This is a genomic window from Bacillus sp. AFS041924, assembly GCF_002577195.1.
In the GTDB taxonomy this organism is placed as follows: domain Bacteria; phylum Bacillota; class Bacilli; order Bacillales; family Bacillaceae_G; genus Gottfriedia.
This window is the reverse complement of the sequence record NZ_NULG01000025.1, coordinates 118,411-133,675: the sequence shown is the minus strand read 5'-3', so window position 1 is coordinate 133,675 and position 15,265 is coordinate 118,411. Positions and strand designations below refer to the sequence as shown.

Here is a 15,265-nt window from a genome sequence, read left to right as displayed (position 1 = left end):
CATTAAATAAAAAAAATTGTGGGGTATCAAATGAAGAAACTAAATAAAGAAACTCTAAGAGACATTATTTCAATGTATTACAAAAGAAAATTTTGGAGGAGGTTAATTTCAGATATTAAAAGCCACAATACCAAATCCAGTAAATCACAAAGTAAAGAGCGAAATATTCCATATGTTAATAAACCTGGTATAGCATTTTCATTTGATGATAGCTTTAGAGTAAATGATTGGTATGAGTACGGAAAAGATCTGTTTGGGTACTATGATGTAAAAGTGACATTTAACATAAATGCATTTCACCATTATGAAGGGCAAAGGGAGCATACACAAGAAGAAATAGACCAAATTATTGAGATGCAGGCAATGGGGCATGAAATAGCACATCATGGATTTAGGCATAAAAATGCTGCTAATTACGTAGATGAAAATGGGTTATGTACATGGATTGATGAAGAAATAAAGACTTTGTTTAATTGGGTTGAAAATCAAACCCATTCAGAAACAAAAGAAAAATTAAAGAAACCTGTTACATTCGCTTTTCCATTCTCTAGCTATACAGAACAAATTGTTTCAGAAATTACGCCAAAATATTTTAAGTGTGTAAGAGGAGAATTGAATAGTACAAATCTAGTGGAATTCAATCATACAGGATTTGTACCATCTATTTGTATTGATCAAGTAAAGCTAGATGATGTTAATTCTATTAAGAAAATACTTAAAATAGCAAAAGATACAGGGAAAAATGTACTCTTTATGTGCCATTCTATTCTACCTAATGATGTAGACTGGAATGATTTTGGTTGGGGGAAGGAATCAGAAGAAAGTGGTAAATGGAGAATATCAACAGATACAATAAAATCGATTATCGATGAAGCTAAAAAACTTGATTTAGCGTTTTACACTACAGCAGAAATTGGTGGCGTTGCTACCTTTATTGATAAGAATATGGAGAAAGCAATACGAGAAAAGATGCCAAATCCTTTTGAACAATGGATTTCTATTTCAAAACTAAGTGAGATGACTGAATTGGATCTAAGTGGAAAAAATATAAGTAATTTAGATGGAATACAATACTTTATGAATTTAGAAAAGCTTAATCTAAGTCACAATCATATTACTGATTTTAGACTTTTAGATAAACTCCCTAAATTAAAGAAACTAGATGTTACTAATAATCCAATAAATGAGGAGCAATATTACTCTAAAAACATTGCAAAATGGTAATTAAATGAGGAGCTAAATTTAGGGGTGAATGATCGTGATGCTCAAAGAAGCACTATGTAAAAATAAATTTACATATTTTTTTATTTACCATATAAGTCGAACTAAAACGAAGCTGCTTAATCATGTTTTACCTAGAAGCATTTTTAATTTAAATAAAATCTCTAGAGTAATTGGATTAAATAAAAATAGCCATTTTGAACAGTTAAAATTGTTAAAGAATACACATAATGGTCAGAGATGTTTTATTGTAGCTACCGGTCCTAGCTTAACCGTTGCTGATCTTGAAGCCATAAAAGGGGAAGTAACACTAAGTATGAATTCGATTTGTTTAGTATTCGATGAGACAGATTGGAGACCAACATACTATGGTATTCAGGATGTAGGTGTATTTGATTTGCTACAGCCTTCTATTGAAAAATATGATATTAAATATAAATTTATAAGTAATGTAATTTCGAAACAAAAGAACGTATCGGAAGGATATTTTGTGTTTCCACTAAATTTGTTAAATCATATGACCTTTCATAAAAATTATAAAACAAAGTTTAGTGATGATGTTTCTAAAGTTGTATACGATGGATACTCTATTACTTACTCAATGCTTCAATTAGCAGTTTATATGGGATTTAGTGAAATCTATTTATTAGGTGTAGATTGTAACTATTCTCTTACTAGCCCACAGCATTTTAAGGATTATGGGTATAAGGAAACTTCATCAGAGGCAGTAATTAGAATGATTAGTGCATATAAAGAAGCAAAGAAATATGCAGAACGCAATCAAGTTAAAATCTACAATGCTACAAGAGGTGGCATGCTTGAAGTGTTTGAAAGAGTAAATCTCGATGTCATTTTAAATAAGAATGGTGAATCATCTTTAGTAAGTAAAAAATCCATTTAGTTTGTAAAAAAAACTGTTCTTTATTATGAACGTGTTAGTTTGTTTTACTCGAAAGTTGACTTTAAATTTAAGATCATTTCGTTCGTTATAAGAAACGTATCTTCATATAATTAGGAGGAGAGTTCTATGAAAATAATTGGAGTGATTCCAGCTAGATTTAATTCTTCGAGATTTAAAGGTAAACCTTTAGCGGATATATGCGGGAAACCAATGATATGGTGGGTACACCAACAAGTAAAATTGGTAGAAGAACTTAGTGAAGTATATGTAGCGACAGATGATATAAGGATTCAAACGGTTTGTGAGGAATATGGTATTAAAACAATAATGACTTCAGAAAGTCATAAAACGCATTTAGATCGACTCTATGAAGTTTCTACTAAGATAGATGCCGACTTTTATGTAAATGTAAACGGAGACGAACCATTAATCGAATCTCAAGCTATTTTAAAAATATTACCGAAAGATGCTGACCCAAGTTCAATCTATGTAGCAAACCTTATGACAGTATTAAAAAACCCTTTAGAGGCAGTCGACTTTTCAAAAATTAAAGTTGCAACAGATGTATTCGGACATGCATTGTATATGGCTAGAAGTCCAATTCCATATCCTAAAGGTACATATGAATTTAATTATAAAAAATTTGTTGGAGTACAATGTTTTACTAAAAGTGCATTGGAGTTCTGTTATAACTCTAAAAGAGGGCCTATTGAAGAAGCAGAAGATATCGATGAGTTTAGATTTTTAGAAAACGGAGAAAAAATTAAATTTATCGAGGCTGAAGTTACTACATTATCCGTTGATACGCCAAAGGATCTAGAGAAAGTGAGAATGATCATTAAAAATCGATTGGAATGCGTGGTGTAAATATGAATAATATTAGGTTACTCGACTGTACCTTACGCGATGGAGGGTATATAAATAACTGGAATTTTGGGCAAAAGAGTATAAAGAAAATAATTGAGAAATTAGTAAAGTCAAATATTGATATTATAGAGTGTGGATTTGTTAGAGATGTTGATTTTGTTAAGAATATATCAATTTTTAATGATGTAGAAAGTATTAAAGAATTTATTAGCCCAAAGAATAAGAACCTTACCTATGTAGGTATGATCGATCAACCTTATATTTCAATCGATAAAATTAAAGATCATGATGGTACATCCATTGATGGTTTTCGCTTAACATTCCATGAGAGTGAAAAAGAAATTGAAGAAGCTTTAGTTTATGGTCAAATGTTAATGGATAAAGGATATAAAGTTTTTATTCAACCAATTGGCACGACCAGCTATTCTGATGAAAAGCTTCTGGACCTTATTAAAAAAGTAAATAAGTTAAAGCCATATGCATTTTATCTAGTCGATACGCTTGGCATTATGTATAAAAATAATTTGTTAAGAATGTATCACCTAATTGATCATAACTTGGATGAATCAATAAGTATTGGATTTCATTCACATAATAATCTCCAACTATCCTTTTCAAATGCTCAAGAACTATTAACTCTCCATACAAAGCGCAATATTATTATTGATTCTTCGGTATTTGGAATGGGGAGAGGGGCTGGCAATCTCTGCACTGAGCTCGTAACCCAGTATATTAACGAAAATATAGAAGAGAAGTATAATGTTGTACCTTTATTAGAAATTGTTGACGAGCATTTAAGTAAGTTTTCTACCGGATCTCAGTGGGGGTACTCAGTTCCGTACTATATTGCAGCCATAAATAATTGTCATCCGAATTACGCTTCATTCTTAATAAATAAACAGACTATCTCAGTAAAATCTATTAACACTATTTTAAAACAGCTTCCGATGAAGAAAAGGGATATTTATGATGAGTTATATATAGAAGACTTATATATTAATTATCAAATTCATTTGGTTGATGATTCATACGACCTAGAGGCTTTAAACAAAAGAATAGTCAATAAAAAGGTATTAATCATCGCTCCTGGAAAATCTATTGAAACAGAAGCAGAAAAAATTTCTAATTTTATTAAAAATGAAGATCCTTACATTTTTAGCGTGAATTTTATTCCCGAGCAGTATCAAATTGATGCTATTTTTATGAGTAATATAAAAAGATTTAATAGTATGCTAGATTCTATTAAAGCGTTAAAAGAGTCGACCTCAATTATAACTACTTCAAATATTCCTAATTTACTAGATTCGGATACATTAGTCGTTAATTATTCTGACTTACTCGTTGATAAGATAACAATATCCGATAACGCGGGCTTAATGTTATTAAACTTATTAAATCGTTTATCGGTAAATACAGTTTATCTTGCTGGCTTTGATGGCTTTACTTTAGATAAGCTGACAAATTATTTTTCCACCGAATTGATTTACAATATAGAGATGGAAGAGCTTGTAAAGAAGAATGCAGATATAAAAAAGCAATTAGCATTACTTGAGAAAACAATGAAGATAAACTTTTTAACGAGCACTATATATAGTGAAATGGGCTTGCTTAGTAGGACATAACCGTTAAAACCTGGAGGTAAAATGAAATATTCTACTATTATTTTTGACTTAGATGGAACTTTATTAGACACTTCAGAAGGAATTATGGTAGGTGCCAGTTATACAGCAAATAAAATGGGTGGTCCAAATTTAACCTTAGCACAACAAAAAAGCTTTATTGGTCCATCTCCTTTTTATTCCTTTATACGAGAATGTGGCTATACTGAAAGCGAAGCGAGAGAGGCTGTAGAAATTTATCGAAATAGATACAAGAAAAAAGGACAATTTGAAGCAAAACATTATGATTTTATTCAAGAGCTATTAGTTACACTAAAAGAGAAAGAATTTAAAACGGCTGTAGCAACTCTCAAAAGAGACGACTTAGCTAAGGAAATCTTATTAAATTTTGAGTTGCTGACATATTTTGATTCAATTAACGGAATAGACGAGATGGATACACTTAGTAAAGCAGACATTATTTTGATGTGTCTAAAAGATTTACAACAGAATGACCTTTCAGAGGTTGTTTTAATTGGTGATAGTATACATGATGCTGTTGGAGCTGAAAATGTTGGAATTGATTTTATTGCAGTAACATACGGATACGGCTTTAAAAGTAGAGAAGAAGTTATCAATAGTACGAATGTTTTTATAGCAGAAAACGTAAAAGATATTATCAAATACTTGGATTTATAAGCTTATTCCATCTTCTTGTAATGAAGCTCCAATTAAGGTGGATTATACGAAACACAACTAACTATTTTGTTCATAAACAAAAATATCACCGACGTGTGAAAAGGTGCATTTTATTGTCTATGAACTTTAAGGGGAAAGTAATTGTGATGTGGAAAAAGATCCTTTTAAGACTTGGTTTCACTTTTATTGGCTTAGTAGTAGTCGCTAGTTTGACTGGTTTTTACATATATCATCAAGTAGAAAGTACGGGTAAGGTTATTTATCAGCCAATAAAAAAAACAACTAGAAGACCTGAGCCAGTTAATGTCATTAAAAAAGACCCATTTTCAGTTTTATTACTAGGTGTCGATAAACGTGAGGGAGACAGAGGACGTTCTGATTCATTAATGATTCTAACAGTGAATCCAAATACGAACACAACAAAAATAATTAGTATCCCTAGAGATACTCGCACCGTAATCGTTGGAAAAAACAAAGTAGATAAAATCAATCATGCCTATGCTTTTGGCGGAGTTCAAATGTCGATAAATACAGTAGAAAAATTCTTAAATATTCCAATAGACTATTATATGGAAGTAAATATGGAAGGTTTTAAGGATGTCGTCGATGCAATTGGTGGAGTAAGTGTTGATAATGCATTAGACTTTTGGAATGATGGAGTTCATTTTAAAAAGGGGTCTATATCACTTGATGGGCAAGATGCACTTAGCTTTACACGTATGAGGCATGATGATCCTAGAGGTGACTTTGGTAGGGAAGAAAGACAGAGACAGATTATTGAAGCGGTTATCCACCAAGGAGCAAGAATTGAAAACTTAGTTGCCTATAATGATATTTTAAAATCAATTCAAAATAATTTAGTAACGAATTTTACGATACAAGAAATATTTAACATTCAAAAAGATTACCGTCAAGCTGGAACAAATATTGAACAAGAACAACTTCAGGGAAGCGGAGAAATGATTAAAGGAATCTATTATTATCAAGTACCTGAAAAGAATCGCTTAGCCCTCTCAAGTGAATTACGTAAACAGCTTGAATTGAAGTAAAAGTATAGATAAAAAAAGCGAGACTAGTAATCTCGCTTTTTTAGCTTGTCCAAATTATCATTAGTTGAAGATATTATTTTGAACAAAAGGAAGTAAAACTTTTGGGACAGTAATTTTATTAACCGCATTACCGGTCAATGTGTTATTAATAATGGAGACATTTGTTGGAGGAGTGGTGTTTTGATCAAGTTCAATCGCTGCGCCAATGTGCCATGCATCACCTTTATCCGTAGTGTAGGAAATATGATTTCCTGAAATAATTAATCCTGATAATGAGCCTTTTTTTCCACTAGCCGTTTGATAAATACCATTTTTACCAGAGGAAATAGTATTGTTTGTTATTTTTACACTAGACATAGGCCCATCCTGAACAATGATCGAAACACCAGAAACTCCTGTGAAAGTATTTTGGTCTACTGTGACATTTTTCGTTGTTCCTTTAATATTTACCCCATAAGAGTTAATATTTTTAAAAGTATTGCCCTGAATGATTAGTCCGTCTACTTTTAGAACATCGTAAACATTATAATCAGTGACAATTCCGGTATCAAAATTCGTAAACGTATTATTAATAAAAGAAGTATTTTTTATATCCGTCACGGATGCAAAAGTGTAAACGGCTGCGCCAGTACCATTACCAGTGAAAGAATTTCTCATAAATTTAGTACCTTCTGCCCCAGCAACAATCGTAACTGCATTCTGATTTGTAGAGACCACATTATCGTAAACTTGAGTATTGATTGAATTGATCCCCCAAGTGCCTTCTACTCTAAAACCTTCCTCAGTATGAATTGTATTATTGTACACTTCTAGATCTTTGTTTTTTATCCAAATAAAGAATTGTTCAACATTTATATCATTATCGTGAATTTTTGCGCCATTTGTTTCCATTACTAAAAATCCACCAGTCGTACAAGTCACCTTATTATGATTGAATTCTACATGATTGAAGTAGTTGTTATCATTTTTCCCACCTTCAAGCTGAATACAGTATGCCCCATCTGTTGCATTCGATGAAAAGGTATTGTTGTATATTTTTGCATCATCAAAATTCATTTCTTCCCACGGTTCAAAGTGTAAAGCAGGACGACCAATTGTGCTTGTACTAATGTTATTAAAGATTTTCAAATGATTTGCCTGTTCGATTACTATATTTGAACGACCATTATTTTCTAAAATATTATTTGAAATTGTTACATCATCACTTGCAAGTGTTGAACCTGAAATTGAAATTCCATCTGCAACAGCATTAATTAATCGATTATTATCAATTACAATACGATCTGCATCAAATGCAAAAATACAATGCATATGCTCAATGCCATCCGGATGCTTTTTGGCATTTCCGTCACAAGTGATATTTTGTATTTTTGTATCATTTGCCATTGTTATGACACGATAATACCCTGACCCACTTGTATCGGATAATTTTAAAGTAACAGTGTCACGATTTTCGCCAACTATGCTTACAAATGGTTTTAAAAAGATTGGTTTCAAGCTATAAGTGCCTGCAGGAACAAATACAGTACCTCCACCTCTTTTGCCGAGATAATCAATTGCTGACTGAAAAGCTGCTGTGTCATCCGTTGTACCATTACCAACTGCGCCAAAATTTTTAACACTAACTTGTCCAGTTTGGTTTGAGACGTTTACTAGAATTGATTGGGTTAAGCCACCGAAGCTAGCGGTAATAGTAGTTGATCCTGCAGTAGTAGTCGTTACAACACCTGAAGTATTTACAGTTGCTACGTTTTGGTTAGATGAGGAGAATGCACTTTGAGAGGTTACGTTAACAACTGATTGATCTGAATAGTTAGCTTGTACGACAAGTGACTTAGATTGGTTTGTAGCTAGATCAAGACTACTTGGAACAATATTTAAAGAAACTAATGTTTTAACAGGAGGGACGGCAGTATTAACCGTAATAGTAGTAGTTGCAACTACACCATTCAGATTAGCCGTTAAAGTGGTCGTCCCATTACCTATAGACTTTATTAGACCAGTATTACTAATTGATGCTACTAACTTGTTTGAGACCGTATATTTAACTGAATTTGTGACGTCCTTTTTAGTTTGATTTGAATAAGTAGCTATGACTTTTACTTGTTGAGTTTTATTAATTTTGGTAAATGCGTAGTTTGATGAATTAAATGATAGAGACTTAAGGCTAACTACATTTGCTTGGGGTGTTTTAGCAACGCTTTGGATCGAGTTCTGTGGATTTTTAGTTGCAACAACATTACCTATTACGATAGCAAGCAATAATATTGCACCAATAAATAGAAATAATGTTTTTTTCAATAATTTAACATCTCCAATTGCTTTTAATTTATGTAATATATTATGGCTCTAATCTATTATGGTGATAGTAGATTAGTGGAAATTATCTAATTGCAGGTCTATAGCAATTGAATAGTATTGGCTATTTATGTCTTACAAGTAGACTATTTTAATAGGATTAACGGTATAATTGTTTGTTATTCAACTTCAATAAACTTTCTTAGAACTTAATTACGTTAACTATTTATTTTATATAGCTACCTGCAACACAATTTGTAGCGAAAAAACCACAAGAGGCTGTGTGGTTCTTTCAATTTGAGATTTCATAATATAGCTCTATATTTTTATACATAAACTATATATATTACAAAAACAGATGAGGACGTAAAAGGGATTTTGTATATAAGTGAAACTTTTAAGGGTGTGTATATATTCCTATATTTTTAGTGAAGTCCTCGCATTTTGAATTTTATATTTTTTGATTATCCAAAAATAGGAAAATAATCAGTGTAGTTAGTGGGTATGAATAACTAGTTTGATTAGGTACAAAGTAATGAATGGCAGAATAATAGACAAAAAGATACGTTTTAACTTCAGATAGCGACAATATACATTAAAAATAAACAATTATCGATATAAAAAGACAAGGAATATGTCGAATTTAAAAGAAAAAACAGTTTATTTAAGTGTTTAGCGTAATTGTTAGATTATTTGGTCTTTTGTATAGTTAAGTTGTATTCGTTCTTACTGAAGAACAAATTACAATCCATATATATACTAAGGAGAGAGAAAGAAATGAAAAAGGTTAAGAGTAAAGTAGTAATTGGTATAGTATCTGCTGGTTTAGTAATTTCTGGGGGAATTGCATTTGCTAGTACTAATGCAGGTGAGTTATTAACGAACTGGGCTAACGGGAAAACTACTGACGCAAAATCAGAGCTTTCTACATCATATAAATCAAATTATGATTCTTCTGTTGCGGATATGAAAACAAATGTAAATAACTATAAAGTTGACGCTGCAAACAATATCGAATTAGTAGGGGAAGCTCAAACAAAGTTCGCAAATCAGCAAATTAGTGCAGCACTAAACGAGCATCTTACTGCAATTTCTGATGCATTAGCTGCTTTAAACATGAGCATTCCAGCTGATTTTGCTAACTATACTTCAACAACAAATGATAAAACGACATCTGATTTAAATGCATTAGCAGATACTTTAAATAGTAGCTTTAACGCACAACTTTCAGCGGTTGCTAAAGGTGCAGATTCAAAACTTCAATCTAATTTAAATTCGTCTCGTACTACAGCTGTGAACACTTTAACACAAAAAATCCAAGATGCAAAAGCAGAAATCAATACATTAATTAGTACTCAAGCATCAGATTCTGAGAAAGTTGTTCTAGAACACTTATCTTCGGAAATTAATCGTATTGAAACTTCATTAAAAGCTGAAATTAATGCGCAAAAAGAAGCTGCAATCAAAACTTTAGAAGATACACAAACAAAAACTATTAACGATGCAACGAAAGAAATGAAAGATTTAGTAGACGCTATTAATAAATAAAAATATTAATATTGTTTAAAAGTGACCTTTATATTACAAATATTAAAAAGTTTGTTTTTTTCATGTAGTCATTAGGAGGTAAATTATGCAGAATCGTACTGAAAAAACAGAAAAACAAACATGGATCTCCAAAAAATTTAAAAAGCTTTTAATTGGATCTGTTACGTTAAGTGGTGGATTACTCCTCGCAACAACGTTCTCATTTGCCGATACGAATTTACCTGCAGCAATGACTGCATGGACAAGCCAACAAACTAAACAAGCAAGTGATTATATTATTGGAATGACGGAAGCGGAATCTACTAAGCAAAAAGCACGCTTAATCCAAGAAGTGCAAAAGAATGCGAAGGAATCAGCTGAAGAAATACAAAAATATGCAACACAAAAAAGCTTAGAATCACAAGAAGAGCTTCAAAAATATGGAGATCAATTAATTCAGCAAATAGATAGTAAGAATGAAAAAGATGTACAAGAAGCAAAAGCGAAAATTGATAAAATTATACAAAACGCCGAGGAACGAGCAAAAGAAGAAATGAATCAGCAAGTTCCTAAAGTGAACTCAAATAATACGAATAAAAATGAAACATCAAACTCGAAAAATGATGATTCACAAGATACAAACAACCAAGGTCAGGCTAGCGAGGAAGGTCAACAGTAATGAATGCTTCAAAAGTTGAAGAACCAAAAACATTGGATGATAAAAATGCAAAAACTTTTAGTCAGTCGCTAATTGAATGGATGAAGTTCTTTCTAATTTTAAGTGTTCTTTTAGTCATTTTACTAAATACGGTTGGACTTACTAAAGTAAGGGGATTTTCAATGTACCCTACTTTAAATGATGGGGATATAGTCTTCGTGAATAAATTAGCTCGTTTTACTCATGATCCTGAACTTGGAGATGTAGCGATTATGAAGTTAAAAGAGGAAGGGTTCGATGTTGTAAAACGAATAATTGGACTTCCAGGGGACACAGTTTTTATAAAGAATGGAATTATTTATGTGAATAATCAGCCAGTTCCTGAAATTTCGACGAACGGGACTTCTGAAGATATGGAAAAAATAAAGGTTCCTAAAAACAACTTGTTTGTTGTTGGTGATAATCGAGAACCGGGAATCAGCTTCGATAGTCGAAGTAAAGATTTTGGATTTATACCTATTGAAGATATTAAAGGATATGTTCTTATTTCAATACTACCTATTCATAAAATTGCAAAACCACTTAAAGTGTAATCTGTCTAATGGAGGCACGAAGGAAAATGAAAAAAAAGTCTATTAAAAAGAAAATTGCAGTTGGATTACTAACTGCTGGAATCGTAACATCGTCGGGTTTGGCATTTGCATCTACTAATGCCGGGGAATTATTTACAAACTATGCCTCTCAATTATTAAATGATGCAAAGTCATCTATAAGCAGTACTTTAGGTACTAAAACTGCAGATGCAGTTGGTGCATTAAAGAATAACTTAAATGCATTAGTTTCTGATACTGAAAATGGCGTGAATAATAAGCAAAGTGAACTAGAGCAAACTGGTGTTAATACAATTAATGGTCAATCAGATGAGCATATACAAGCGATCAACAATGCTTTACCTGGTATTAAACAAAATACACCTGGTCAATTTTCACAGTTAGTAGCACAATTAAATTCACAAACAACTGCTGGAGTAGAAGGTGAAGTTAACGGATTAAAACCAGACTTCAGTTCGCAAGTCTCTAATGGACAACAAAAAATTACAGCTGAGCAAGCTAAAGCGCTTGATGATTTAGAAGAAGCAATTAATGCTGCTAAAGTAACTTTAGGTCAATTAATTGATATGCAAAAAACGTCAGCTGATCAACAAGTAAAAGCTTACTTACAAGATCAAATTGATAAGGTAACACAAATCATCAATGATGCAACTAGTGAATTAGAATTTAAAAAATCGAAAGCATTAGCTACTAAAGCTACAAATATTAAAAACGATACACTTAATGACTTAGATGCTTTAGCAGGTGGATTATATACTGCGCAAAATAGTTATCTAGCAGACTTTGAAAGTGCGAACTCACCATTTTCAATTACTGGTGACTGGGAAAGAATTAATTCAAAAGTAGATGGCCAAACTGACTATTACTTAATCAGCAATAATATTTCTCATGGCCAAACTTCTACTGCAACAGTTGCAATTGATGTTCCGGAAAATGCATATAATGCATTCTTATCTTTTGATTATTTAGTTCTTTCACAACTAAATAAAGATGTTTTAACAATTTCATTAGATGGCAATGTACTAGTTAATGAATCAGGTACAGATAACCATTGGACAAATGAAAAACTTGCAATTCAACCAGGTAAACACGTATTAAAACTGACATATTCTAAAGATAAGTCTGGAAGTGGAAGTAAAGATGCTGGTTATATTGACAATATTTCATTAAAATATGACTTAAAAAAATAATTACAAAAATGGGTGTTCTAGAATTAGGACGCTCATTTTTTTGTAGTAAAAAACCTTTAGATTAAAATGAAAGCATTTTAATCTGAAGGTTTATTTTCCTTGCTTATACTTATTAAATTCAATAAATTTTAATAACTCATCTTTCGGAATACCTGAGTTAATTGCTTCTTGAAGGATCGCCATCCATTCAGAATCAATCATCTTTGTTGGGTCAATATCTTCTTTCAGGAGGCTTTCTGCCGTTGTATTGAAGACGCCAGCAATTTTTTCAAGTACTTGAATTGAAGGATTGCTCTGTAGATTTCGTTCAATCGAACTTATGTAAGATTTAGCGATACCAGCACGTTCTGCAAGTTCTGTAAGTGACATTCCATGTTGTAAACGTAGTTTTTTAATTCGTTCTCCAATCATATAAGCTACTCCATATCTATTTGACTATTACAAAAAGTATATCATAGTGTGGAGTAGTTCTCCTAGTTTTGACATGAATCTTTAACGCAATTGTAAAGAAATGACCGGACTTCGTCGGGACTAATGCCTACTTCAATGCATTCTAGTAATAAGTCGATCCAGTTTAGTTCGGCAGTATTGCTTTCTAATTCACTGTACATGGAATATAGCCTCCTATAATTAAGGTATAAAATACCTAGGTAACCCTGCTATCTTAGTTCATTCAATAGTCAATAATACAGTAAACTAGTGCCTTTTCACTACTTATACGACTAAGAACAGTGGTTTTGCGTTCTAATCTCTCAATTGTTTTGTCCTTTTCAAGTTGTGTTTAATAATTATTTATTATAATATTTTAAAAATTTATACAACAATTATATAACGAATTTAGTTTATCGTTTGTAGGAATTTGTAATAGTAAAAAAAACAACTATATTAGTATTGTTTCAATTGTGTTAAAAAAATTAGGAAAATCAAGGTTTTTTTTTACAATTGAAATAAATGAAAAAATTACCAGTAAAATTATTTCGACAAATGCTAAAAAAATGTCGAAACACAGAAAAATAATTGGTAAAATATTTAAATTTTAATATAATGATTTTGATAATAGAAAGCTAGAGTGAATTTAAAATAGGTTAAATAATGTATTTCAAATGACGCATTTTTTAATGTGAAACGAGTAGGATAAAAGTTGTGGTTACAAAGAGGTTTCAAAGATAGAAGAACAAAAAACGTAGAAGTAATCGTTTAATAGATTACTTCTCCATTTTTCTTAATCTATTTTGACTCCCTTAATCTTTTCAATGCATAACGATAACTAGATCGTACACTAGATTCGTACATTTTTAGACAATTTGCTATTTGATAAAACTCATGATTGTAATAAAAACGCCTAATTAAAATTCGTTTCTGTAGAGGGGAAATCCCTTCAAGTAAGCTTACAAAATCCTCAATTTGAAATGACTCATCACAATAGATTACGTCTTTAATATTTTGTTCAACAACTACATTGTGCTCGTCATATTTAATAGCCTTAGATAACTCGTTCAGTAAATACCCTCTAACTGTAAAAAATGCATAACTGGAAAAGTTCCCTTTTTCACTTCGATACTGTTGATAAGCCATCCATAATGCTATTTGTCCAATTTGGTAATATTCATCGAAATCTTTATAAATATGTAGCTTCTTCATGAGGTTTTTAATCATACGAGAATATTGATTTAAGCATTCCTCAAATGTATTTGGCTTTGTTTTTCCTGAAAAAGTTTGAAAATTTACATGTTCTTCACTACGATTCATTATAATTGCCTTTCTAAAAAGGCATGCCCTTACACTTATTCCGCGGTGAAGTAACTATATAAAAATAAAAGAAATATATCATATAATGAAAAATCAATTATGATTAAACAAAACTAAGTAAAATTTGATTATTGAATTTAAAACTTTAAATTTACCTAAAATGAACTAATTAAATTTTACGTATTACCATTTTTTTAAGTAGTAAAATTTACTAAAATAGTAGTTTACGGTCATAGAAGTTTCAAATAAATGGAAAGATAATTTTGATATAATCTAGATGTAAAAATCCCTATGGAGGCGTATATGTCAAAATTAGATTATGTTATATCATATGAAACAATGCTGATTGAAGCTGCTAACCACCCAGAATATTTAACAAAAATTATTGATAAAAACAAAGGAGTGATCTTTTCGAAAAGGCCAATGAAGGCAATCTTAAAAGAATCCGCCCTTTATCATAATCAATCAATTAAAGGTCACCTTGAAGTCGTAAAAAGCAAATATCCAACTATGAAAAAGATTCCTCTTATGATCAATCCCACTTTATCAATCATTATGATCCCAACATCTTCGCAAAATAACATATGTTGCAAATGGCTAAACTTTATCCAAATCAATAAATATATGAAAGAAAAAAGAAAAACAAAAGTACAGTTTAGGAATGGAGAAGAGAGAACCCTACCAATTTCTTATTACATTTTTGATAAGCAAATCAGTAAGGCAACAAAGATTATTAGTATGTATTTAAGTCAAAAAGTAGAATACAAACTAAAATCAGATGAAGAGAAGATAATGATGATCAAAGAATTAATAGATGGATATACACTTGATGAATAGGTTAAAAGCAAAAAAAGGGGGGAATACAAAAAGAAGGGCAACGATCACCTTCGACCATTG

At 31.3% G+C, this 15,265-nt stretch carries 15 protein-coding genes and 1 riboswitch; of the genes, 11 read left to right on the top strand and 4 right to left on the bottom strand.

What is annotated here, in order from left to right; all coding sequences use genetic code 11:
• Positions 1-30: 30 nt before the first annotated feature.
• The 6 genes from COC46_RS09345 (at position 31) to COC46_RS09320 (ending at position 6,335) form a co-directional block, all read left to right on the top strand.
• On the top strand, positions 31-1,224 hold the full coding sequence (locus tag COC46_RS09345; protein ID WP_098809444.1) for a leucine-rich repeat domain-containing protein: 1,194 nt from the start codon (positions 31-33) through the stop codon (positions 1,222-1,224).
• A 37-nt stretch (positions 1,225-1,261) separates the two neighbouring features.
• On the top strand, positions 1,262-2,122 hold the full coding sequence (locus COC46_RS09340) for a 6-hydroxymethylpterin diphosphokinase MptE-like protein (RefSeq protein WP_255294861.1): 861 nt from the start codon (positions 1,262-1,264) through the stop codon (positions 2,120-2,122).
• A 126-nt stretch (positions 2,123-2,248) separates the two neighbouring features.
• Positions 2,249-2,989, top strand: a complete 741-nt coding sequence (locus COC46_RS09335) for a 3-deoxy-manno-octulosonate cytidylyltransferase (RefSeq protein ID WP_098809442.1) — start codon at positions 2,249-2,251, stop codon at positions 2,987-2,989.
• Between the two features lie 2 nt (positions 2,990-2,991).
• Complete coding sequence (locus tag COC46_RS09330) at positions 2,992-4,611, top strand: aldolase catalytic domain-containing protein (protein ID WP_176545108.1); 1,620 nt, start codon at positions 2,992-2,994, stop codon at positions 4,609-4,611.
• A gap of 21 nt (positions 4,612-4,632) precedes the next feature.
• Positions 4,633-5,286: an HAD hydrolase-like protein gene (locus COC46_RS09325; RefSeq protein ID WP_098809440.1), complete on the top strand. Its 654-nt coding sequence runs from the start codon at positions 4,633-4,635 to the stop codon at positions 5,284-5,286.
• A gap of 146 nt (positions 5,287-5,432) precedes the next feature.
• Positions 5,433-6,335 (top strand): LCP family glycopolymer transferase, encoded by a 903-nt coding sequence (locus COC46_RS09320; RefSeq protein ID WP_098809439.1) that lies wholly within the window; start codon positions 5,433-5,435, stop codon positions 6,333-6,335.
• Positions 6,336-6,395: 60 nt separating this feature from the next.
• Here COC46_RS09320 and COC46_RS09315 read toward each other — a convergent pair whose 3' ends face one another.
• Complete coding sequence (locus tag COC46_RS09315) at positions 6,396-8,636, bottom strand: right-handed parallel beta-helix repeat-containing protein (RefSeq protein WP_098809438.1); 2,241 nt, start codon at positions 8,634-8,636, stop codon at positions 6,396-6,398.
• 774 nt (positions 8,637-9,410) lie between these two features.
• On the opposite strand from COC46_RS09315, the gene COC46_RS09310 reads away from it, so the two are divergent.
• The 4 genes from COC46_RS09310 (at position 9,411) to COC46_RS09295 (ending at position 12,619) form a co-directional block, all read left to right on the top strand.
• The gene (locus COC46_RS09310; protein ID WP_098809437.1) at positions 9,411-10,181 is read left to right on the top strand and encodes a hypothetical protein; all 771 of its coding nucleotides are present in this window, start codon (positions 9,411-9,413) and stop codon (positions 10,179-10,181) included.
• Between the two features lie 85 nt (positions 10,182-10,266).
• Positions 10,267-10,839, top strand: coding sequence for a hypothetical protein (locus COC46_RS09305; protein WP_098809436.1), 573 nt, complete (start codon positions 10,267-10,269; stop codon positions 10,837-10,839).
• Positions 10,839-11,411: a signal peptidase I gene (gene lepB, locus COC46_RS09300; RefSeq protein WP_098809435.1), complete on the top strand. Its 573-nt coding sequence runs from the start codon at positions 10,839-10,841 to the stop codon at positions 11,409-11,411. Before COC46_RS09305 ends, lepB begins: the two co-directional genes overlap by 1 nt.
• Positions 11,412-11,437: 26 nt before the next feature.
• Complete coding sequence (locus COC46_RS09295) at positions 11,438-12,619, top strand: hypothetical protein (RefSeq protein ID WP_098809434.1); 1,182 nt, start codon at positions 11,438-11,440, stop codon at positions 12,617-12,619.
• 90 nt (positions 12,620-12,709) lie between these two features.
• On the opposite strand, the gene COC46_RS09290 is transcribed toward COC46_RS09295, so the two are convergent.
• The 3 genes from COC46_RS09290 to COC46_RS09285 all read right to left on the bottom strand — a co-directional run bounded on the left by COC46_RS09290 (position 12,710) and on the right by COC46_RS09285 (position 14,368).
• Complete coding sequence (locus tag COC46_RS09290) at positions 12,710-13,030, bottom strand: helix-turn-helix domain-containing protein (RefSeq protein ID WP_098809433.1); 321 nt, start codon at positions 13,028-13,030, stop codon at positions 12,710-12,712.
• 62 nt (positions 13,031-13,092) lie between these two features.
• Positions 13,093-13,230 (bottom strand): anti-repressor SinI family protein, encoded by a 138-nt coding sequence (locus tag COC46_RS22150; protein ID WP_176545107.1) that lies wholly within the window; start codon positions 13,228-13,230, stop codon positions 13,093-13,095.
• Between the two features lie 35 nt (positions 13,231-13,265).
• Positions 13,266-13,395, bottom strand: a riboswitch (cyclic di-GMP riboswitch).
• 451 nt (positions 13,396-13,846) lie between these two features.
• Positions 13,847-14,368, bottom strand: coding sequence for a sigma-70 family RNA polymerase sigma factor (locus COC46_RS09285; protein WP_098809432.1), 522 nt, complete (start codon positions 14,366-14,368; stop codon positions 13,847-13,849).
• Positions 14,369-14,671: 303 nt separating this feature from the next.
• On the opposite strand from COC46_RS09285, the gene COC46_RS09280 reads away from it, so the two are divergent.
• Positions 14,672-15,205, top strand: coding sequence for a competence protein ComK (locus COC46_RS09280; RefSeq protein ID WP_176545106.1), 534 nt, complete (start codon positions 14,672-14,674; stop codon positions 15,203-15,205).
• Positions 15,206-15,265: the final 60 nt, after the last annotated feature.